A 20480-nucleotide genomic window follows, 5' to 3' on the forward strand; every position below is an offset into this window, starting at 1 on the left:
AGCCTGCCGCAGGGTCCGGACACCGTCAAGAATAATTACTAATTTATTTCCGGAAGGTGAGTCTCTGGCCCGGCCAGGCCCGGAGGCGCACCCGTCGATGCCGGGTGGAACGAGGTGATCGCGCGGGCTCAGAACCCGGTCTGGTGGACGCGGCCGTCCACCCCGCGGAAGGCGACGAGTACACCGCCGTCTGGTGCCGCGACGCCGCCGAGAGCGCCGTCGAAGGCACCGCTGGCGAAGTCGCCGTTCCTGCTCCAGCCGGCCCAGTCGCCGGACGCGGTCCATCTGCGCGTCCAGAGCGTGTAGTCACCGGCGCGGGCGTACAGATGCACCGTGCCGCCGGAGGCCACCAGCGTCGGGCTGCCGCTGACCGTGCCGCCCAGGGCCGTCCACCGCGACCATCCGCCGGAGGTGTCGCGGAACCGCCACCACACCGCGTCGTCGGCGGTGCGCACGGCCACATGCAGCCGCCCGGCGTCGTCCACGACCGCCGAAGGGCGCCCGTGGAACGGGCGGTCCTGCGGCGCGCCCAGCGAGCTCCAGCCGGTGGCCGGGCCGCGGGACCGCAGCGTGCCGTCCGCGCCGCGTGCGAACAGCGTCCAGTCGTCCGGCCCCGCGAAGGCCGCGGTCGGCGCGTCCGTCAGCGTGCCGCCGAGGCTCTGCCAGCGGCCCCAGCGCCCGTTCGCGTACACACGCCGGTAGGCGGTGTCGTCGGTGCCGCGGACGAAGACGTCGATCCGGCCGCCGGCAGAGGCGTACGCGGCGGGCTGGCCGAGGACACGGCCCCGCGTCGGGCCGCCCAGGTCGGTGGTCCGGGCCCTGGACCAGTCACCGCCGTGTGCGGTCACCGCGCGCAGGGTCCCGTCCGTGCCGCGGGTGAAGACGGTCAGGGTGTCACCGTCCCGTACCAGCGCGGGGCTTGCCGACGAGCGGCCGGGCAGCCGGGCGCCCGGGGCGTCGTCGGTGCCGGTCAGCTCCAGGAGGGCGGTGCCGTGCGCCGGGACGCTTACCGAGTACGAGCCGCTGAAGGTGCCGCGCGAGGTGCGGGCCCTCAGGTCGCGCACCGCGACCTCGCCGGTCAGCCCGGCGTCGGCGAAGGTCACCGTGCGCTGCCGCGCCTGGTCGGAGCGGTTGAGGAGGACGACCGCCCGCCTGCCCGCGCCCTGGAGCACCTTGCTGTAGACGTCGCCGGTGGAGTCCGTCGCCACGCGGACGCCCTGGATGCCCAGGGGGTCCTGGTCGACGGCGATGATCTCGGGGTTGCGCAGGGTGTCGATCATCGACTGCGGAAGGGTGCGCGGGTCGCTGCCGAGCATCAGCGGCGAAGCCATCTCGGCCCACATCACGAACTGCGTGGTGGACTCCTCCTGCGTCAGCTCATGGCCGCCCTCGGCGAGCTTGCGCATGGGGATGAGGTAGTCCGGGTCGTTCCAGTGGCCGGGGCCCTGCGCCTCGGGGTGCCAGGCGTTGGCGTCCATGTTGCGCAGGACGTTCGGCCACTCCCCCGCCGTCGGGGTGCCCCAGGCGATGTCGGTGCCGGTGCGCCAGGAGTCGGCGGTGGTCGGGCCGTGGACATAGGTGTTGTGTGCGTCCTGCTCGGGGGTGTGCGGCATGCCCCAGTCGTCGGTGAGCGGATTGCACAGGTTGAGCAGCATCTTCCGCCCCGACCTGGCGACGGCGTCGCTGAACTCCTTGAAGGCCGGGCCCGGGTCGAGCCCGGCGCCGATGCCGCACAGGAAGTCCACCTTGATGGCGTCGACCTTCCACCCGGCGAACTGGCGGGCGTCCTGCTCGTAGTGGCCGCGGCTGCCCAGGCCGCACCAGGTGCCGCCGTCGTACTCACCCGCGTCGGTGTAGATACCGGCCTTGAGGCCGCGCCGGTGAAGGTACGTCACCAGGGCGGGGATGCCGGACGGGAAGCGTGTGGGGTGGGCGACCAGCTGGCCCGTCCTCGGGTCGCGCGGCTGGTCCGCCTGCCAGCCGCCGTCCAGCCAGACGATGTCGTAACCGCTGTCGCGCAGCCCGCTGCTGACGAGGTGGTCGGCGACCTTCTTGACCTGGTCCTCCGTCGGGGCGCCGAGCCCGTAGTAGGTGTTCCATCCCATGTACGGCGTGGGGGCGAGGCCGCTGTCGTAGTACTGCGGCGCGCCCTGGTCGTCCGCGGCGTGTGCCGCCGGGACCATCGACCCGACCAGTACCACGGCGCCGAGCGCCACCGCGGTCCGCCGCACTCGCGCCATCCCTGCACGATGCGAAGCCACTGAGTTCTCCCGGGAGTTGGGGGTAGGGGGCACCTCGCTCCGGTCGGCCGGGCGCTGGTGCCACGGCGGAAACTGTGCCCAGACCCCTCAGACCTGTCAATATTAATTGCTAATTAACTTAAAAACGGGATCACGCGGTGATGCGGCAACGGCACGTCACTCTGCGACAGCACTCCCTCGAACTCCCTCTCCCCCGTCGACCTCGCCAACTGCCGGAAGGCGGGCAAGCGAGGCGTGGAGATCGCCCTCACCCGGCCCGACTCCGAGCTGTTCGGAGTTGCGTCCGTGAGCCCGCCGTCCGCCGCCGTCGGGGGCGCGCCCGACCTTCTTGGCGTCCAGGTGGACCACGTGACCCGGACAGCGGGGCACGATCCGTTTCGTCGGGTGCCGATGGGCAGAGCCGTCGGGGTCGAGGAACCGGCGGTGATCGATGCCCAGGCGCGCCAGCCACCGGCCTCGGACCGCCGTCGGCGACCCTCCTCCGGCCTCACGCCTCCGCAACAGCGCCACCAACGTCATGGCCAGCGACAGCTAGCACTCCGAGGCGTATACCTCCCGCAGGAAGTCCAGGAGGATCCGGGTGAATTCCTCCGGCTGCTCCATAGTCGTGTAGTGGGCGGCACCGTCCAGCCGCGTGCTGCGACCGTCAGGGACGGTCTCCATCAGGGCAGTGACGGTGCTGAGGCAACCGCGTGCGTCCAGGGCGCCGTTGACGGCCAGGACCGGGACGGTGATGTCTCTGGCGCGGGAAGCCACGTCTTCGACCGGAAGGCAGTGGTTCGGCTCGTCCGGAGTGTGCTTCATAAGAGTGCGCATCGCCATCTCCCGTACGTGACGCACGATTTCGGGGTCGACGTCGTGGAGCGTGCGGGAGGGGCCCGGTACCCACTGGGTGACGCTCGCCAGCCAGCCGGGGATGTCGCCCGCGGCAAGGGCGTTGGCCTGGGCCTCCTGGTGTGCGGCACACCACGGGTCGCTGATGTCGGGTTCGCCGACGCCGCGGCCGCTGACGACAAGAGCTCGGACAAGTCCGGGGTGCTCGATCGCGGTGTCGATGGCGATGAGCCCGCCCATGGAGACGCCGACCAGGGTTGCCGGAGTGCCGCGACCGAGGTGCCGCAGCAGCGCGGCAAGGTCGTCGGCCTGCCGGAAGGGTCTGCTCGCGTTCGCGGAGAAGCCATGGCCGCGGGCGTCGGGGGCGATGACCCGGAAGCCCGCGGCCGCCAGGCCGGGGATCAGGTTCTCGAACTGTGTGTGGTCCGCGAAGCCGCTGTGCAGCAGCACCACCGGCCGGCCGTCGCGAGGGCCGACGTCCCGATAGGCGAGGGGGCCGTCCTCTGACGCGTAGGTGTCGAACATGGACGTGGAGGCGGTGGCCGACGGGGATATCGACATCTCACTCATGACAACCAAGGTGTCACATCTGTCGCCAGTATGGCAACCGGGGTGTCATCATGGTTCAGTGACCGAGACCGACCGCGCCCTCTCTCCCGAAGAGCTCCCGGAACGGCTGATGGAGGTCTTCGCCCTCGTCGGACCGCTCTACCGTCGCGTCCAGCGAAAGATCGAGCTGGACGCCACCCAGGGGCTCTCCGTCGGCGTACGCGCCGTGCTGGACCTGCTGCGCGAGCACGGGCCCATGACCGTCCCCCAGATGGGCCGAGCCCAGTCGCTGAGCCGCCAGTTCGTGCAGCGGATGGTCAATGACGCCGCCGCGAGGAAGCTCGTCGAGAGCATCCCGAACCCCGCGCATCAGCGTTCCTCGCTGATCCGGCTGACTGACGACGGCCACGCGGCGATCACGGCCATAGCCGCCCGCGAGCACGCCCTGCTGCGCCGGGCGGCCGGCGACCTCACCGACACGGATGTCGCCGCCTGCCTCCGGGTGCTGGGTCGGATGCTGGCGCTCTTCGACGACGTCGATGTCTCGAACACTGAGCCGCCCCACTAGCAAGCGTCCTTTTCAGTGGCGCACTTCGCCGCGCCCGCCTGGCGCCGTGACCCGAAAAGCAGTGGCCGCGCGGGCTTGAGGCCACATATGTTCGCCTCCATGGTTGACGCAGCTTTCGGGCATCCGCGCCTCGCCGCCCTCTACGACCCACTCGACCCGGACCGCAGCGACCTCGACGCGTACCTCGCGATGGCGGAGGAGTTCGGGGCACGGTCCGTGCTGGACATCGGGTGCGGTACGGGCGTGTTCGCGCTGCTGCTCGCCGAGCGCGGGATCACGGTCACCGGGATCGATCCCGCGCGGGCGTCCGTCGACGTCGCGCGCGGCAAGCCGGGCGCGGAGCGGGTGCGCTGGCTCGACGGCGACGCGGGGGACCTGCCGCCCCTGCAGATCGACCTGGTGACGATGACCGGGAACGTCGCCCAGGCGATCGCCGATCCGCAGGCGTGGCGCACGACGCTGCGCGGCGCGTACCAGGCACTGCGGCCCGGCGGGCGGCTTGTCTTCGAGACACGCGATCCGGCGCGGCGCGTGTGGGAGGAATGGGCGGAGTGGACACGCGAGACCACGTACCGCATGACGGACATCCCGGGCGTCGGCCACGTCGAGACCTGGGCCGAGCTGACGGACGTCAGCCTGCCGCTGGTGAGCTTCCGCGGTACGCACGTGTTCGCTGCGGACGGGGACGTACTGATCTCGGAATCGACACTGCGCTTCCGCGAACGTACAGAGATCGAGCGGGACTTGCACGAGCACGGCTTCGTCGTCGAGGACGTACGCGACGCACCCGACCGGCCGGGCAGGGAGTTCGTGTTCGTGGCACGGCGCGCTACCGCAGGCGGCGCGTGACCATGTGACGATCGTTCCACGTGATCACTACCACCCACATGAGCTGGGGGGTCAGTGGCTGGTGTCGGCGGCCTCCCCGGGCTTGGACGCGTGGGCGCGGCGGAGGACGCGGCGTTCGGTGTGGGCGAGCAGGATGGCCGGGATGGCGGCGGCGATCGTGATCGCGAGCGCCCGGAGGAACGTGATCCCGAATCGGCCGACCTCCCCGGCGGGCGTGGGACGGTGGCGGAGTTGATCGTCGAGGACGACGGTGAGCACGGCGGTGCCGATCGCTCCGTCAACGCGTTGGAGGGCGTTGAGTTGCGGGGTGGCGTCGGGGATCTTGTTCGGTGGCAGCGCACGGTAGGCGGCGGTCATTGCCGGGATGATCGACAGGCCGAACCCGACGCCCCTGCCCGGCGCCGGCACATCGCCCCGCCGGACTCGCGCATCGTGGCCCTCACCGCTTCTCCGGCGGCCATAATGGACTCATGTCCTCCAGCACTCAGCACGCCGCACCCACGCCGGACCTCGCGGGCCCGGTCGCCGAGGACCTCGCGCTGTACCGGCAGAAGTTCCGACTGCGTCTGCCGGAGTCGCTGGACGAGCTGCACGGCCCCACCCAGGGGGTCGTCGAGCTGCCCCTGCACATGGCCTGGTCGGGGATGACCTCGTACGACCTGGGCAATCCTCGCCAGCGCATGGGCCTGTACCGCACCGTCCTGCACGAGGGCCTGCGCGACGACCTGCCCCGCTACCTCAACCAGGACCTGCTCCTCCAGCTGTGGCCGGTACTGCGCACCCTCGTCGGCCGCACCGTGCGCGCCGTGTGGGAGGACGCCTTCCCCCAGCTCGCCTCCCGCACCCGGGCAGCCGCGTGACGGACATGCCGGAGCTGCACACGCGGCTCCTGGCGGATGTGATCGCGCTCGGCTCCCCGTATCCCCTGGTTCTCACCGGCGGGTACGCCGTACGGGCGCACCGCCTCGTGAACCGCCCGAGCCAGGACCTCGATGTCGCCACCGAGAACCCGGCACCCATGACCGACATCGCTGCCGTGGTCCGCGCCGGCCTGGAGGCCCGCGGCTGGAACGTGCAGGCGCTGGAGACCGCCCCCTTGTCCGCCCGCTTCACAGTGTCCGACCCGGCCACCGGGCAGGAGTGCGAGGTCGACATCCTCAAGGAGGTCTTCTGGCGGCCGGTCGCCCAGAGCCGATACGGGCCCGTCCTGGCGGAGGAAGATGTGATCGGGACCAAGGTACGTGCGCTTGCCGACCGTGGAGCGCCGCGCGACCTCATCGATGTGTTCGCGGCGTCCCGCCGCTGGAACACCACCGATCTCGAAGAATTCGGCCGCAGGCACGCCCGCGGCCGCTTCGAGCTCGAAGATCTGCAGGCGAACCTCGCCGGAGCCGAGTGGACCGACGACGAAGCCTTCGCCGCCTACGGTCTCGACGACGCCGCGATCTCCGCTCTCCGAGCATGGGCCCTGGAATGGTCCGACGATCTCGCAGCCCGGCTACTCGATGAATCCGACGAACCGGACGCCTACTGACAGGAATGCCTGTTCAAGCCAGTCCCCCACACACACGCCGAAGTACCGGTGCGGGGTCGGGGCGGTGGCGATGCGCGGGCCGGCCGTGTCCGGGTGGTGCGGCCGGCCCGACGGGGCGGGTTCAGCTCGCGGGGACCGTGTCCTCGAAAGCGGTGCCGGCCGACCGGTAGGCGGCGACCTTGGCGCTGACCTGTGCGGGGGTGAGTACCTGGTCCTTGGCGTGCAGGACGTAGTCGACCTGCTCCTGGTAGGCCCGCGGGGTGGTGGACGTCTGGCCGTCCAGGTCGATCAGCCACTGGTTGAAGTTGATCGACATCGGGCGCTCGGGCAGGTATGCGGCGTCGTGCGTGCCGAACAGCTGCCCGTCGACGTAGTACGTGATGGCGCGGTTGTCGATGGTCAGCATCAGATCGTGCCAGCCGTCGTAGCTCTGCCGGCCCTCGGTGTGCTGGTTGACCGCCACCCACGGGTCGGGGTTGTAGGTCTCCCAGGAGGTGGTGTACAGGATGCTGGACGGCTCGCCCCAGCCGCCGTTGGGCAGATACTCGAAGTCGTACTCGGAGTAGTCGTCGGCCATCGGCGCCTTGAGGTCGTTGATGGTGAAGAACGTCTGGACCAGGTGGTCGCCGTCGGGGCCGGAGGTGGGGGCGTCGGCGAACTTGACGCGGGCCGCGTAGGTGCCGTTCTTGAACTTGGTGGCCTTGGTGAGCACCTCGGTCTGCTTGGTGCCGGAGGCGGTGCCGTTGGTGGAGGTCTTCAGGTTCATGACGGTGGTGCCGCCGCTGCTCGGGAAGGTGACGTCGGCCGGATCCCAGGTGGCGCCGGGGACTCCGGGTCCGCCGGAGTTGGAGCGGACCGACCAGCCGTGGGCGGAGATCGCGGGGTCGGTGTAGGAGCCGTAGCTGAAGTCGTCCCACAGGGTGCCCGAGCCGCCCGGCGGGTCGGTGGGCGGCTCGGTGGTCGGCGGGTCGGTGGGCGTGTTGCCTGCGGGGGCGTCGCCCCAGACCAGGGAGCCGGAGCGGGTGGCGGTGACCTTGGTCCAGTCGCCGTAGGAGGTCTGGGTGGCGCTGAAGGAGTAGTCGTCGCTCTGCCGCAGGGGCTGCCAGCTGGACTGGTAGAAGCGCAGCTGCATGTCTCCGGTGTCGGTGCCGGGGGCGAGGGATCCTGCGCCGGAGGTGAAGCCGATCTCCAGGTAGCGGTCGGCGGTGTCGGTGGGGTTGGCGAGGGTGCCGAAGGTGCCGGTGATGTTGGCGCAGCCCTTCACCGCCCAGGAACAGGCGTAGGTGTAGGAGGCGGCGGCCGAGTCGGACTTGAAGTAGTAGCGCAGTCTGATCTCGCTGAGCGGCAGGGCGGCGGGGCCGGTGTTCTTCACCTTCAGCCAGGGTTCGCTCTGGTCGGCGGTGGCTCCGGTGGCGCTGGTGCGGTACTGCACCGTCAGTTCGCCGGCGGCGCCGGCGGTGCCGGGCAGGGTGGCCAGGGCGGTGGCGCCGAGGAGGGTGGCGACGGCGGCCGCGGCGGTGCGCAGCCGGGCGCGGCGTGGTCCGGTCGGCCGGTTCTCGTTGCTGGTCACGGGGATCCTCTCCGGGTGCGATCGGGTGGATGTCATACGGAGGGTCGTGCGGGGGGTCGTGCGGAGGGCGCTGTACCGGCGGGCGCCGCCGTCGTGCGCGGCGTGGTGAGGGGGTGGTGGCGGACGCCGAGGGCGGCCAGCCGGGCGAGGTGCGCGGTGAGCCGGGTGGTGAAGTCCGGCCAGTCGGTGGGTCCGGTCCAGGCGCGGTCGGCCAGGGCGCACAGCCGTGGGTAGGCGAGCCGGTCCAGGTCGGCGGCGGTGGGGGCGAACTCCGTCCAGATCTGCGCCTGGGTGCCGAGGATCCGGCCGCCGTTCATGGCGGGCGGCTCCGGTGCGGGGTCGCCGCGGTGGACGGCACGCAGGTCGACGACGGGGCCCGGCTGGGCGGGCGGTCCGTCGGGGGCGTCGTCCTGGGCGTAGTCGAGGTAGGTGGTGCGGTGGTGGGTGAGGACGACGTCGTGGCCGCGGCGCAGGGCGTCGTTGGCGTGGGCGGGGTCGCGCCAGCTCATCGCCGTGAAGCCGGGCGGCAGGGACGTTCCCTCCTCGGCCCAGGCGACGGGGCGCCGGCCGTGCCGGCTGAGGAAGGCGCCGGCCTGGCCCAGCAGCCAGCCGTGGAGTGCGGCGGGGCCGGGCAGCCCTTCCGCGGCGGCGCGGGCACGGGCGGCGGGGCTGTGCTCCCATTCGGTGGTGGGGCACTCGTCCCCGCCGAGGTGGATATAGGGCGAGGGGAAGACCTCCATCACCTCGGCGAGTACGGCCCGGCAGAAGTCGAGCACTTCGTCGTGGACGCCGAGGACGCTGTCGCACACCCCCCAGCGGGTCCACACGTCGAGGGTGCGGTCGGGGTGGTTGCCGAGGTGCGGGTAGGCGGCGAGGGCGGCGCGGACATGGCCGGGCATCTCTATCTCCGGGACCACGCAGACTCCGCGCCGGGCCGCGTAGGCGACGAGGCCGGTGAGTTCGGCGCGGGTGTACGCGCCGCCGTGGGGGCGGCCGTCGAAGCCGGTGGAGACATCGGGCCCGTTGACCGTCTCGGCGCGGTGGGCGCCGACGGTGGTGAGGCGGGGGTGGGAGGCGACGGGCATCCGCCAGCCCTGGTCGTCGGTGAGGTGCAGATGGAGGACGTTGAGCTTGTGCAGGGCGAGCAGGTCGACGTGGCGGCGCAGGGTGGCGGCGTCGTGGAAGTGGCGGGCCACATCGATCATGAGGCCGCGCCAGGAGTGGCGGGGTACGTCGGTGATCTCCACGCAGGGCAGTTCCCAGTACTCCCGGCGGACGGCGGCCGGATCGAGCACCTCGGCCGGCAGGAGCTGGCGCAGGGTCTGCACGCCGTGCAGCAGTCCCGCGGGGGTGGCGGCGCGCAGCAGCACGCAGTGCGGGGAGACGGTCAGTCCGTACCCCTCCGCTCCGAGGCCGGCGAGGGTCGGGTCGACGGAGAGGGTGATGGCGCCGGACGGCGAGGGGGCCAGGGGCAGGCCGGTGGTGGGGGTCAGCAGGGTGCGCAGCAGGTCGGCGGCGCCCTCGGCCTCGCCGGGGGCGCGCACGGTGGTACGGGCGTCGAGGGCGAAGTGGCCGGAGCGCGGGGCGATCCGGGTGGGCCGGGGCAGGAGAGCCTGTTCACGACGGGATGAGGGCACGGGTGAGCGGCCTTCCGGGAGGGAGGGGGCGCGGGCGGGTGCGGTGCACGGGCGGGTCCCCGGCCGGCGGGAGGGCGTGGCCGACGGGGTGGCGCGGGGCGCTCAGCCCTTGACGGCGCCGGAGGCGAGGCCGGAGGTGACGTGGCGCTGGAGGGCCAGGAAGATGACGAGGGCGGGCAGGGCGAAGAGGGTGGAGGCGGCCATGGTGGCGCCCCAGTCGGTGCCGAAGGTGTCCTGGAAGGAGGAGAGCCAGACGGGCAGGGTGCGCTGGTCCTGGTTCTTGATGATGAGGAAGTTGGCGTAGGCGAACTCGTTCCAGGCGGTGATGAATCCGAAGAGGGAGGTGGCCATCAGTCCTGGGGCGAGCAGGGGGAAGGCGATGCGCCGGAACGCCTGGAACCGGTTGCAGCCGTCGACCTGGGCGGCCTCCTCCAGTTCCGGCGGGATGGTGGTCATGAAGCCGCGCAGCACGATGACGGTGAACGGCAGCGTGATCATGAAGTAGACCAGGGTGAGGGTGAGGAGCCGGTCGAGCATGCCGGTGTCGCGGGCGATGATGTAGATCGGGATGATCAGCGATTCCCACGGCGCCATCTGGGCGATGAAGACGGCCAGGACGAACTGCCGGCGTCCGCGCCAGCGCATACGGGCGACGGCGAACGCCGCGGCCAGGGCGACGACCAGAGAGAGCAGGACCGCGCCGGCGGTGACCAGGAGGCTGTTGCGCCAGAACTGGGCGAAGCCGTCGGCCTGGACGGCGGTGCGGAAGTGCTCCAGTGTCCAGGTGCGCGGGAGGAACTGCGGGTCGGTGGACTGGATGTCGCGGGACGGTTTGAAGGCGGTGGTGACCATCCAGTAGACGGGGAACAGACAGATCGCCACGGTGAGCGCGGCGCCCGCGTGGAGCGGCAGGCGGCGCAGCCGGCGGGTGGCTTCGCGGCGGGGCGCCGCACCGGGGCGGCCGACGGCACTCACAGCTCGTCCTCCTGGCGGAACATCTGGCGGAGGTACAGGGCCAGGACGCCCGACATGAGGATGACGGTGACCATCGAGGCCGCCGAGCCGAGGTCGTAGCGCTGGCTGGACAGGGCGGTCTGTACCGCGTAGACGGGCAGGATGGTGGTGGCGTCGCCGGGTCCGCCCCGGGTCATCACCCAGATCTGCACGAACGCCTTGAAGGTCCAGATCACCTCCAGGCACAGGACGAGCATCACGATCGGCCGGATCATCGGGAGGGTGACCGACCTGAGGACGCGGAAGGCGCCGGCGCCGTCGATGCGGGCGGACTCGTGCAGTTCGGCGGGGACGGTGGTGAGCGCCGAGTACAGGGTGATGGCGGCGAACGGCACCGACTGCCACACCACGAGCAGGACGAGGATGGCGAAGGCCGCCGTGCCGTGGGCGAACCACGGGTACCGCTCGAAGGAGCCGAAACCCAGGGAGGTCAGTGCCCAGTTGACGACGCCGAACTCGGAGTGGAAGAGCCACTGGAAGACAGTGGTGGCCGCGACCACGGGCATCGCCCAGGCCAGGACGAGCGAGCTGAGTACGGCCACGCGCCACAGGCGGCCGAGCCGCTGGGTCATCAGCGCGACGAGCAGGCCGATCACCATGATGAGGACGACGTTGACGGCCATGAAGAGGAACGTGCGGCGCACCACCGTCCAGAAGCGCGGATCGGTCAGCAGTGTCCGGTAGTTGGCGAAGCCGACGAACTCGGCGTCGCCCATGATGAGCTGGCGCAGGCGGAAGTCCTGGAAGGAGATCAGCACGGCCCGGGCGAGCGGGTAGACCAGCAGATAGAGCATACCGAGGACGGCGGGTGCCACCAGCAGGTAGGGCCAGGGGCCGCCGCGCTCGCGGGCGGCGCGGCGGGCGGCCGGCGGTCGGCCGTCCGCCCGGGGCCGGTGGGGCCGGGCGGACCGGGGAACGGCACGTTCTCGAACGGCTGACACGGCTCCTCCTCTCGTACGGGCCGGGCGGCGCCGAGGGCCGGGCGGCGGGCGGCGGGCGGGGTCAGGAGGCGCTGTTCATCGCCCGGGTCATCTCCTCGGACGCCTTCGTCGCCTCCCGCTTCATGTCGTGGCCGGTGAGGGTGGCGGTCATGTAGTCCTTGACGGGGTTCTCGGCCTCGACGGCGGCCCAGCCAGGCGTGTTGGGCGTGGCGTGGCCCTCGGCGGCGCCCACGGCCATGGCGGCGGCGCCGGGGTCGGAGGCCACGGCGGAGGCGAGGGAGGTCTTGTTCGGCACATAGCTCATGGCGAGGGCGAGCTTCTTCTGCCAGGTGTCGCCGGTCAGTTCCTTCACGAAGGTGTAGGCGGCGTCCTGGTGCCGGGAGGCGACCGGGACGACGAGGTCGGAGCCGCCGGTGAAGACCGCGCCGGGCTTGTCGGCAGTCTTGCCCGGGATCGGGAAGAAGCCGAGCTTGCCCTTGAGCGCGGGGTTCTGCTCGACGACGACCTTGGCGTTGCCGGGGACGGCGACGATCTGGGCGACCTTGCCCTTGGCCATGACCTCGGCCTGCGGCGGGTTGGCCTCGTCGGCATCCTTGGGACCCTTGCCGAGCGCCTGGAGCTTCTTGTAGAACTCCATCCCGGCCAGTGCCTGCGGGGTGTCGAGGGCACCCTTCCACTTGTCGCCGTCCCGCACCGCCAGGTCGCCGCCCTCGTCCCAGATGAACCCGGCCAGGGCGTACCAGGTCTGACCGGTGAGGTAGATGCCCTGCTGGTCGCCCTTGTCCAGCTTCCGCGTCGCGGCGATCCACTGGTCCCGGGTCCTGATCGCGGCCGGGTCGATGCCGGCCTGCTGGAAGAGGTCCTTGCGGTACACCACCACGCGGTTGGCCGCGTAGTACGGGATGCCGTACTGCCTGCCCTCCCAGGAGCCGGGCTCGGCCAGTCCCTTGAGCCAGGTGCCGCCGTCCAGGTCGGTCTTCTTCTCGGTGAGGTCGGCCAGCCCACCGCTCTGGGCGTACTGGGCGACCTGGGTGTTGCCGACCTCGATGACATCGGGTGCGTCGTTGCTGGCCAGAGCGGCGGTGACCTTCTGGCCGATGCCGTCCCACTCCTGGATCTGGATCTTCAGGGCGATGTCGGGATGGGCCGCGGCGAACGCGGTGGTGAACTCCTTCTGGAAGGCGGCGGAGACGCTGTCGCGCATCAGCCAGACGGTCAGCTCGGACTTGCCGTCGCCGGACGCGTCGTCGGAGCCGCCGGAGCAGCCGCTGAGGGCGAGGGCAGCGGTGAGGACGGACGCACCGGCCAGCAAGCGGAACTTCACGGTTCACCTCGGAGGACTCGTGGAGGGCATGGAGCAGGGAACCAACCAGCCTGGCGGGCTCATAACCAGTTGACAACTGGACAGGTCACCTCTTGGTGATGAAAAGTTGGCATGGCCCGGTCGGGCCGTCAAGTCCCCTGCAAACAAAGGAGTTTCCGGCGATGAGCGGGCCGCAGCCCCGTCCATCACTTGACCAGTGGACGTAAAATCGTCTTGACCAGTGCGATGTTGGGAGCGGCATAACGGCAACTGGTCATCTGCGAGCGCCGCATGGGCGGCCGGAAGGGGGACGACGCGATGGGCGACAGAGAACCGTCCGGCGGTGTGCTCAAGCGGGAGCGGGTCCGCGACGCCGTACTGGAGATGGTCGAGGAACGCCGACCGGGGGACGCGATCCCCTCGGAGCGGACCCTGTGCGCGCAACTCGAGGTGTCCCGGCCCACCCTGCGGGCCGCAGTGGACGAACTGGTCACCGCCGGTGTCCTCGTCCGGGAGCACGGGCGCGGTGTGTTCGTCGCCCCGGACAAGATCACCCAGGAACTGGTGCCGGGCCACCACTCGCTGAGCGTGCCGCAGGCCGCGGGCGCCTGGTCGAGCCGGCTGCTGGAGTTCACGACGGTGCCGGCGGGAGCCCGGGTGGGCCGCAGGCTGCGCCTCTCCCCCGCCGCGGAGATCGTCTATGTGGCCCGGCTGCGCCTGGTGGACGGCTCCCCGATGGCGATCGAGCATCTGCACATCCCGGCTGCCCTGGTCCCCGGTCTCACCGCCCGGGAACTGGAGAACGGCGACCTGTACGAGCATCTGCGCAGCCACCACGGAGTCCATGTGAGCGAGGCGACCCAGGCGATCGAGCCCACGGTGGTGACCCGCGCCGAGGCGGAGGTGCTCGATGTGCCGGAGCTCTCCCCCGCGCTGCTCTTCGAGCGTCTGACCACCGATACGCACGGACGTCCGGTGGAATACGTCCACTCGCTCTACCGCGGCGACCGCTACCGGATCGTCTCCCGTCTCACGCTCGGGGCCGACTCGGCACCGGCCCCGCCGCCCGACGCGCACCACCCGGGCATTCCGCCGGGCGACTTCGCCCACGGCGACACGGTCGCCGCGTCCACGCTCGGGGACGTGCAGGGCGAGCGCTGAGACAGACGCGCGCGCTGCCGCATCGTGCGCGCGGGCCTGCGCGGGTAATGCGGGCCTGCGCGGGCGCCGACCGCCCGACGGGGGCGCGGCCGTCGACGGCTCCCGCCGCGCGCGTGGATTCTCCACGGGAACTCGGCGCTCCGGCTTCCACGATGCCCGCACGTCACCTAATCTAGGTAGACCGACCTACCTAGTTTGGAGTGTGGCGGTGGCACTGACGTGAGCGCTCTGGAGAGTGGACGGCGGCGGCCTGCCAGGGAACGGCTCCTGGCGGCGGCGGCCCGGCGCTTCTACGCCGACGGTGTGGCAGCGACCGGTATCGACACGATCACGGCCGAGGCCGGCGTGGCGAAGATGAGCCTGTACAACAACTTCTCCTCCAAGGCCGACCTCGTCCGGGCCTACCTGGACGCCCGGCACGAGGAGTGGCTCGGCCTGTACCGGGCGCGCCTGGAGTCCGCCGACGGCCCGCGCGAGGGTGTGCTGGCGGTGTTCGACGCGTACGCCGATCATGCGGCCTTCGCGTACGAGCACGGCTTCCGCGGCTGCGGGCTGCTCAACGCCGCCGCCGAGCTTCCCGCCGGGGACGAGGGCCGCGCCGTGGTTCGCGCGCACAAGGAGCAGGTGGAGCACCTGATCGTCGGCCACCTGGAACAACTGCTGCCCGGCCGGCCCGACAAGGCCCGCGCGACGGCCGAGCATCTCTCCTTCCTGCTCGAGGGCGCGATGGCCCGTGCCGGCCTGGAAGGCGACGGCGAGCGCCTTCAGCACGCCCGCTCGATGGCCGCGGTCCTGCTGGACCGACTGTGACGGGCACCACTCGCGGCAAATCCACGGGAACGGGGGCCCTGTGCGTGCTGGCCGCCTCTGTGCTCTGGGGCACGACCGGTACGGCCGCCACCTTCGCCCCGGACGTCGGCCCGCTCGCGATCGGGGCCGTCGCCATGGGCCTCGGTGGACTGCTCCAGGCCCTGATCGCCGCCCCTCAGATCCGCCATCACGCCTCCCGGTTGCGGGACCGGCGCGGCACGGTGCTGCTCGGTGCCGTCTCGGTGGCGGTCTACCCCCTGGCCTTCTACAGCTCCATGCGCCTGGCCGGAGTCGCCGTCGGCACGGTTGTATCCATCGGCACCGCCCCGCTGGCCTCGGCCCTGATCGAGCGCGTCGTGGACGGCCGCCGGCTCACGCCCCGGTGGCTGCTAGCTGCCGCCCTCGGCCTGCTCGGCACGGCCCTGCTCTGCGTCGCCGAAGCCGCCCAGGCTACCGATGGCACCAGCCACAGCTCCACGACCGGCACGCTGCTGGGCATCGGCCTCGGCCTGGTCGCAGCAGCGACGTACGCCCTCTACTCCTGGGCCGCCCACCGGCTCATCACCCGCGAGATCGCCTCCCGGGCCGCGATGGGCGCAGTCTTCGGACTCGGCGGACTGCTCCTTTCTCCCGTCCTCCTCGTCACGGGCGCACCGCTCCTCTCCTCCTGGGCCAACACCTCCGTCGGCCTCTACATGGCGCTCGTCCCCATGTTCGCCGGCTACCTCCTCTTCGGCTGGGGCCTCGCCCACGTACCTGCCAGCACCGCCACCACCCTGTCGCTGCTCGAACCGGCCGTCGCGGCCGTCCTCGCCGTCCTGGTCGTCGGGGAACGCCTCCCCACCGTCGGCTGGTTGGGCATCGCCCTCGTCGTCGCCTGCCTCGCCGCCCTCACGACCCCCGCACCCAACCGCCGCGCACGCGGACGACAGCCGCACTCCGCGGACCATATCGACAGCCCTTCCACGGAGCGGCGGACACTGTCCCCACCTCGTGAACGAAAACCGACGTCAGCGAACCTCAGACATGGCCTGTAGGGCCCGGCGCCGTCGGTGCGGGCGAGGCCCGGGTCGGTGGGTTGATCGGTCGGGGAGTCTTGATCGCTTCTGAGCCTGCTCGTTAGGTTGGCCGGCATGACCGACCACCGAGCCCTCGCCTGGCCACCTGCTCCGATCAAGACCGAGCGGCTCGTACTCCGCGAGTCCGAGGCCCGGGACCGCGCGGCGGTCATCGAGCTGAACGCTTCGCCAGAGGTGAACACCTATCTTGGCGGCCCTCGACCGCGCGCCGAGCTTGAACGCACGGTGCCCGAGGTGCCTGGGCAGCGCCGTGGCTGGTTCGTGGTCGAGCTCGACGGAGCAATGATCGGCACGGTCCAGCTCAAACCGCACACCCCCGAGCGCCCGAGTAACCGCCTGCCGGAGGCCGGGGAAACCGAACTCGGCTACCTGTTCCTGCCCGAGACGTGGGGACACGGCTACGCAACCGAGGCGTGCACAGCGGCACTGGACTGGTTTGCCGGCGCGCTGCCCGGTGAGCCGGTGGTGCTCTACACCCAGACCGCGAACGCCCGCTCGATGCGCCTCGCGGCCAAGCTGGGGTTCACCGAGCTGGAACGGTTCGAGGCGTGGGGCGCCGAGCAGTGGTTCGGGATGTGGTCTTCACTCACGCCGTCCGGCTGATCGGCTCCGCGGACGGGTCTCGTTGTCAAGTCAATGGCTGCGCCGAGATGAACGGCCCTGCTACCGCTCACGCGACTTACGTGAGGCCCTGGCCGCAGCCGGGATCACCCCCAACCCCTCAGGCGCGTACGGCTGAAGTCGCCCAAGGATTCTCCGTACTTTCGGCCGGTGCACACCACTCCCCCGGCTTCCTAGCCTGAACGGCATGAAGGCAACGGGAGCCCCGTCATGCTGATCCAGACACAAGCCACCCAGGTCATCGCACGCCGTGACCCGGCCGGGGTGCCGGAGTCGCTCCCAGCAACATCAACAACGTCCGTCTGAAGCTCAAGCGGCACACCACCTCAGCTGCCACCCCCTGGGGGCGCTCGGTCGCGCCGATGAGCGGACACGTCTGCCGGCCCGCCGGGAAAACCCGTTGCGAGTGACCCGCATCGGATGTCTGATTGGTCGGCCACCGACCAGGGAGGGAACATGAGGGCGTCGCTGCCCACCCCCTCGTTGCGCACCGCTCGTCTTCGACTGCGTGCCTTCGAAGACGCGGATGCGAACGGCCTCTTCGCACTGCAGAGCAGCGCCCACATCCTGCGCTACTGGGACTCGCCACCATGGACCGAACGCTCGCGCGCCGAGGTGTTCATCACCGCTTGCCGGCGGATGGAACAGGAGGGCACCGGGGCACGGTTGGCCGTGGATCGTATCTCCGACGGGGCATTCATCGGCTGGTGCACCCTGAACAGTTGGAATCCGGACTTCCGCAGTGCGTCACTCGGCTACTGCTACGACGATGCAGCGTGGGGCCAGGGCTACGCGACCGAGGCCGCGCGCGCTCTGCTGGGGTGGGCGTTCGACACGCTGGACCTGAATCGCGTCCAAGCCGAGGCCGATACGCGCAATGTGGCTTCTGCCCGCGTGCTGGAGAAGCTCGGCTTCGTGCGTGAGGGGACGTTGCGGGAGGACTGCGTCGTCAACGGCGACGTCTCCGACTCGTGGGTCTACGGGCTGCTCAGGCGGGAGTGGCAGCCGTCGTCCGAGCCGGTTTCCACCCACTGAGTTCCGTCGCTCGGCACCCGACGCATTCCGCCACCGGGCGGGATCCATGCTGTGACGATCGAGTTCCGCAGCCTCGGAGAAGACGTCCAGGACGCGGTGGACAGCCTTGCGCAGGTCATCCGCTCCAAGGAGCGTCAGCGCGCGGGACTTCAGCAGCGTGCCGCCATCGTAGGCGGGATCTCCCACACACCCCTTGGGATCGACAGCCAGCCTCGGCAGCCGCTGCGCGGGCGGGCGTTCGTTGCGTGGGGCGGGTGCGATGCTGTGCTGCTGCATGGGCGCGATGACGAGCGGTTCGCGATGCTGCTGGAGCGGGTTCAGCCGTCGACTCTGGCGGAGGTCGGGGACGGCGACGAGGTGGTGGCGGTAGCCGAGCGGCTCGGTCGGCACCTGGCCGTCCCCGCGCCGCCCAGGCACGGCACCGGATCTCCCCTGGTCCGCGCCGACACCCGGATGACCTCGCCCTCGTCCGCCAGGGGCATCCATCACATCGCGGCCATTGCGCGAAAAGTTGCATAGTGGATGGAGAGCTGTCCGGGAGGAGCCCCCATGCGCCATCCCGAGAAATTCGACGAGGCGGCCGCCCCGGCGCAGGTGTGCCCGAGTGGTTCGCAGCCGGACGAACTGCCGGTAGCCGGAATGCAGCTGGACGCCTTGGGCCGCATCGTCCGCTGGGATGCGGCGGCCGAGGCCCTGCTCGGCTACCCGGCGTCGGAGGTGCTGGGCAGCCGGGGTGAGCTGCTCGTCCGAGCGGAAGGCGGCTCCGGGGCCGCGTCGCTGCTGGAGCGGGTCGCCGTCGGCGGTGCCACGACGGGGCGGTGTACGGCGCGGCACCGGGACGGGCATCTGGTGGAGCTCGCGGTGTGGACCTACCGGGTCCCGGACAGCGGCGACGTACTCGCGTTCCTTGTGGACGTCTCCGCGGTGTTGAGGACGCGGGTGCCCCACGCCGTCCTGGACGGGTTGTTCCGCCACTCGCCGATCGGACTGTCCGCCTTCGACAGCGAACTGCGCTATCTGCATGTCAACACCGCCCTGGAGACGATCAACGGCGTGCCCGAGGTCAGGCACCTCGGTCGGCGGCTGTCCGAGGTGCTGCCCGAGGTGAACGGCGCCGAGGTGGAGTCCGTGATGGAGCGGGTGCTGGACACCGGCGAGCCCGTGGTCGACTTCCGCGCGACGGGCCGCACCCCGGCGACCCCGTACGAGGACCGGATGTGGTCCTGCTCCTACTTCCGTCTGGAGGACGCTTGGGGGCACCCCTTCGGCGTCGGCGCCTCGGTTGTCGACATCACCGCACGGCTCCGGGCCGAGCAGGCGGCCGCAGCGAGCCGCCGGCGACTCGACCTGCTCAACGAGGCCAGCACCCGCGTCGGCACCACCCTGGACATGCGACAGACCGCACAGGAGCTGGCCGACGTGGTGCTGCGCGGGCTCGCCGACATCGCCACCGTGGACCTGATAGCGGGTGTCGTCGACGACGCCACCGCGGAATCCGACAGGGACCTGACCGGCGGCATCGTGGTGCAGCGGCTCGGCAAGGCCCCGGCCCGGGGCTCGCCTGCGGCCCGGGCCCTCGCCCCGCTGGGCGCGATCCTGCACTATCCGGCGGATGCACCGTACGCGCAGGCCGTAGCGCGTCGGGAACCCTTCGTGGTCGCCGAGGTGGACGAGCACACCATCACCGCCCCCTCCTGCCACACCTCCGCGGTCCGGCAGCTTCGCGAGCTGGGGGTGTACTCCCTGTTGATGGTGCCGCTGCTCGCCCGCGGCAGGGTACTGGGGGTGACCACGCTCTTCCGGGAGTTCCCGGCCAGGCGTTTCTCGTCCGATGACGTGACGCTCGCCCGCGACATAGCGTCCCGCGCGGCAGTCCACCTCGACAACGCCCACCTGTACGCCCGCGAACACGAGACGGCGGTGACGCTGCAGCGCAGCCTGCTGCCGCAACAGCTGACTCCCCCGCCCGGGATCGAGGTCGCCCACTGCTACCGGCCCGCGAGCGACGTCAACGAAGTCGGCGGCGACTGGTACGACGTCGTGGCGATGCCCGAAGGCCGGGCCGCCCTGGCTGTCGGAGACGTCATGGGACACGGGATCGCAGCCGCGGCCACGATGGGTCAGCTGCGCAGCGCGATGCAGGCGCTCGCCCGTCTTGCCCTGCCCCCTGGACAGTTGCTGCGGCAGCTCGACACCGGTCTGGCGGACCTTCCCGACGCGGCCCTGGCCACCTGCACCTACGCGGTCTGCGACCCGGCGGCCGGCTCCTGCTCGATCACTCGGGCAGGTCATCTGCCACCGGCCGTCGTCCGGGACGACGGCACCGCCGAACTGCTGGAACTGCCGGCCGGGGCGCCGCTGGGAGTCGGCGGCATCGACTTCGTCCCGACCGAGCTGACGCTGCCCCCGGGCAGCATGCTCGTTCTCTACACCGACGGCCTCGTCGAGGCCCGCTGCGCGGACATCGACCAGCGTCTGACCCAGCTCCTGGACGTGCTGAGCGCCAACGCCGGGCTGCCGCTGGACGGCCTCAGCCAGGCCGTGATGGACGGGCTCGCCCCCGCGCCCGACGACGACGTGGCCCTGTTGCTCGCCCGGATCTGCCCCCCGAAGCCCGGGAGCGAGTGAACTCGCGTACCGAGCTGTCGCCGGTCGACCCGACTCCGGTTCGCTCCTGACCATGACGTGATCGTGTGATCGGCGTGGACGGAGGT

Annotated in this window: 18 protein-coding genes and 3 pseudogenes; 11 read left to right on the forward strand and 10 right to left on the reverse strand. The window is 71.1% G+C overall.

Going from position 1 to position 20480, the window contains the following annotated elements:
* Positions 1–128: 128 nt before the first annotated feature.
* The 3 genes and pseudogenes from CP978_RS02235 to CP978_RS02245 form a co-directional block, all read right to left on the reverse strand.
* The gene (locus CP978_RS02235) at positions 129–2240 is read right to left on the reverse strand and encodes a DUF8189 domain-containing protein (RefSeq protein ID WP_043437106.1); all 2112 of its coding nucleotides are present in this window, start codon (positions 2238–2240) and stop codon (positions 129–131) included.
* A gap of 195 nt (positions 2241–2435) precedes the next feature.
* A pseudogene (locus CP978_RS36330) lies at positions 2436–2618 on the reverse strand (hypothetical protein); the annotation flags it as partial.
* A 174-nt stretch (positions 2619–2792) separates the two neighbouring features.
* Positions 2793–3665: an alpha/beta fold hydrolase gene (locus CP978_RS02245; protein ID WP_227745296.1), complete on the reverse strand. Its 873-nt coding sequence runs from the start codon at positions 3663–3665 to the stop codon at positions 2793–2795.
* Positions 3666–3723: 58 nt separating this feature from the next.
* On the opposite strand from CP978_RS02245, the gene CP978_RS02250 reads away from it, so the two are divergent.
* Both CP978_RS02250 and CP978_RS02255 read left to right on the forward strand, forming a co-directional pair.
* Entirely contained in the window at positions 3724–4212 is a 489-nt protein-coding gene (locus tag CP978_RS02250; RefSeq protein ID WP_043437108.1) for a MarR family winged helix-turn-helix transcriptional regulator, read from the forward strand.
* Positions 4213–4311: 99 nt separating this feature from the next.
* The gene (locus tag CP978_RS02255) at positions 4312–5061 is read left to right on the forward strand and encodes a class I SAM-dependent methyltransferase (RefSeq protein ID WP_043447927.1); all 750 of its coding nucleotides are present in this window, start codon (positions 4312–4314) and stop codon (positions 5059–5061) included.
* A 51-nt stretch (positions 5062–5112) separates the two neighbouring features.
* On the opposite strand, the gene CP978_RS02260 is transcribed toward CP978_RS02255, so the two are convergent.
* Positions 5113–5418, reverse strand: a complete 306-nt coding sequence (locus CP978_RS02260) for a hypothetical protein (RefSeq protein ID WP_207312933.1) — start codon at positions 5416–5418, stop codon at positions 5113–5115.
* Between the two features lie 113 nt (positions 5419–5531).
* On the opposite strand from CP978_RS02260, the gene CP978_RS02265 reads away from it, so the two are divergent.
* A complete protein-coding gene (locus tag CP978_RS02265) occupies positions 5532–5921 on the forward strand; it encodes a hypothetical protein (protein ID WP_043437112.1) in 390 nt (129 codons plus the stop codon).
* Between the two features lie 5 nt (positions 5922–5926).
* A complete protein-coding gene (locus CP978_RS02270; RefSeq protein WP_043437114.1) occupies positions 5927–6595 on the forward strand; it encodes a nucleotidyl transferase AbiEii/AbiGii toxin family protein in 669 nt (222 codons plus the stop codon).
* Between the two features lie 121 nt (positions 6596–6716).
* Here CP978_RS02270 and CP978_RS02275 read toward each other — a convergent pair whose 3' ends face one another.
* From CP978_RS02275 to CP978_RS02295, 5 genes are all read right to left on the reverse strand, one after another.
* On the reverse strand, positions 6717–8201 hold the full coding sequence (locus CP978_RS02275; RefSeq protein WP_052453942.1) for a cellulose binding domain-containing protein: 1485 nt from the start codon (positions 8199–8201) through the stop codon (positions 6717–6719).
* On the reverse strand, positions 8198–9802 hold the full coding sequence (locus CP978_RS02280) for a beta-N-acetylhexosaminidase (RefSeq protein ID WP_043437119.1): 1605 nt from the start codon (positions 9800–9802) through the stop codon (positions 8198–8200). The genes CP978_RS02275 and CP978_RS02280 overlap by 4 nt, the downstream gene beginning before the upstream one ends.
* A 102-nt stretch (positions 9803–9904) precedes the next feature.
* Positions 9905–10777 (reverse strand): carbohydrate ABC transporter permease, encoded by an 873-nt coding sequence (locus CP978_RS02285; RefSeq protein ID WP_052453943.1) that lies wholly within the window; start codon positions 10775–10777, stop codon positions 9905–9907.
* On the reverse strand, positions 10774–11757 hold the full coding sequence (locus CP978_RS02290; protein ID WP_150478128.1) for a carbohydrate ABC transporter permease: 984 nt from the start codon (positions 11755–11757) through the stop codon (positions 10774–10776). Before CP978_RS02290 ends, CP978_RS02285 begins: the two co-directional genes overlap by 4 nt.
* Before the next feature lie 61 nt (positions 11758–11818).
* A complete protein-coding gene (locus tag CP978_RS02295; protein WP_043437121.1) occupies positions 11819–13081 on the reverse strand; it encodes an extracellular solute-binding protein in 1263 nt (420 codons plus the stop codon).
* A 297-nt stretch (positions 13082–13378) separates the two neighbouring features.
* Here CP978_RS02295 and CP978_RS02300 point away from each other — a divergent pair, with 297 nt between their 5' ends.
* From CP978_RS02300 to CP978_RS02320, 5 genes are all read left to right on the forward strand, one after another.
* Positions 13379–14221: a GntR family transcriptional regulator gene (locus CP978_RS02300; RefSeq protein ID WP_043447931.1), complete on the forward strand. Its 843-nt coding sequence runs from the start codon at positions 13379–13381 to the stop codon at positions 14219–14221.
* 219 nt (positions 14222–14440) lie between these two features.
* A complete protein-coding gene (locus CP978_RS02305; RefSeq protein WP_043437123.1) occupies positions 14441–15031 on the forward strand; it encodes a TetR/AcrR family transcriptional regulator in 591 nt (196 codons plus the stop codon).
* The gene (locus CP978_RS02310; protein ID WP_265104024.1) at positions 15028–16068 is read left to right on the forward strand and encodes a DMT family transporter; all 1041 of its coding nucleotides are present in this window, start codon (positions 15028–15030) and stop codon (positions 16066–16068) included. The genes CP978_RS02305 and CP978_RS02310 overlap by 4 nt, the downstream gene beginning before the upstream one ends.
* A 96-nt stretch (positions 16069–16164) precedes the next feature.
* Positions 16165–16713, forward strand: coding sequence for a GNAT family N-acetyltransferase (locus tag CP978_RS02315; protein WP_043447933.1), 549 nt, complete (start codon positions 16165–16167; stop codon positions 16711–16713).
* 474 nt (positions 16714–17187) lie between these two features.
* A complete protein-coding gene (locus CP978_RS02320; RefSeq protein ID WP_043437128.1) occupies positions 17188–17766 on the forward strand; it encodes a GNAT family N-acetyltransferase in 579 nt (192 codons plus the stop codon).
* 15 nt (positions 17767–17781) lie between these two features.
* Here CP978_RS02320 and CP978_RS02325 read toward each other — a convergent pair.
* Positions 17782–17994, reverse strand: a pseudogene (locus CP978_RS02325) (aminoglycoside phosphotransferase family protein); the annotation flags it as partial.
* 6 nt (positions 17995–18000) lie between these two features.
* Between CP978_RS02325 and CP978_RS02330 the strand changes: the two are divergent.
* Positions 18001–18186: pseudogene (locus tag CP978_RS02330) on the forward strand (aminoglycoside phosphotransferase family protein); the annotation flags it as partial.
* A 129-nt stretch (positions 18187–18315) separates the two neighbouring features.
* Complete coding sequence (locus CP978_RS02335) at positions 18316–20394, forward strand: SpoIIE family protein phosphatase (protein WP_052453946.1); 2079 nt, start codon at positions 18316–18318, stop codon at positions 20392–20394.
* The last annotated feature ends 86 nt before the right edge of the window (positions 20395–20480 follow it).

The organism is Streptomyces nodosus (genome assembly GCF_008704995.1).
GTDB lineage: Bacteria > Actinomycetota > Actinomycetes > Streptomycetales > Streptomycetaceae > Streptomyces > Streptomyces nodosus.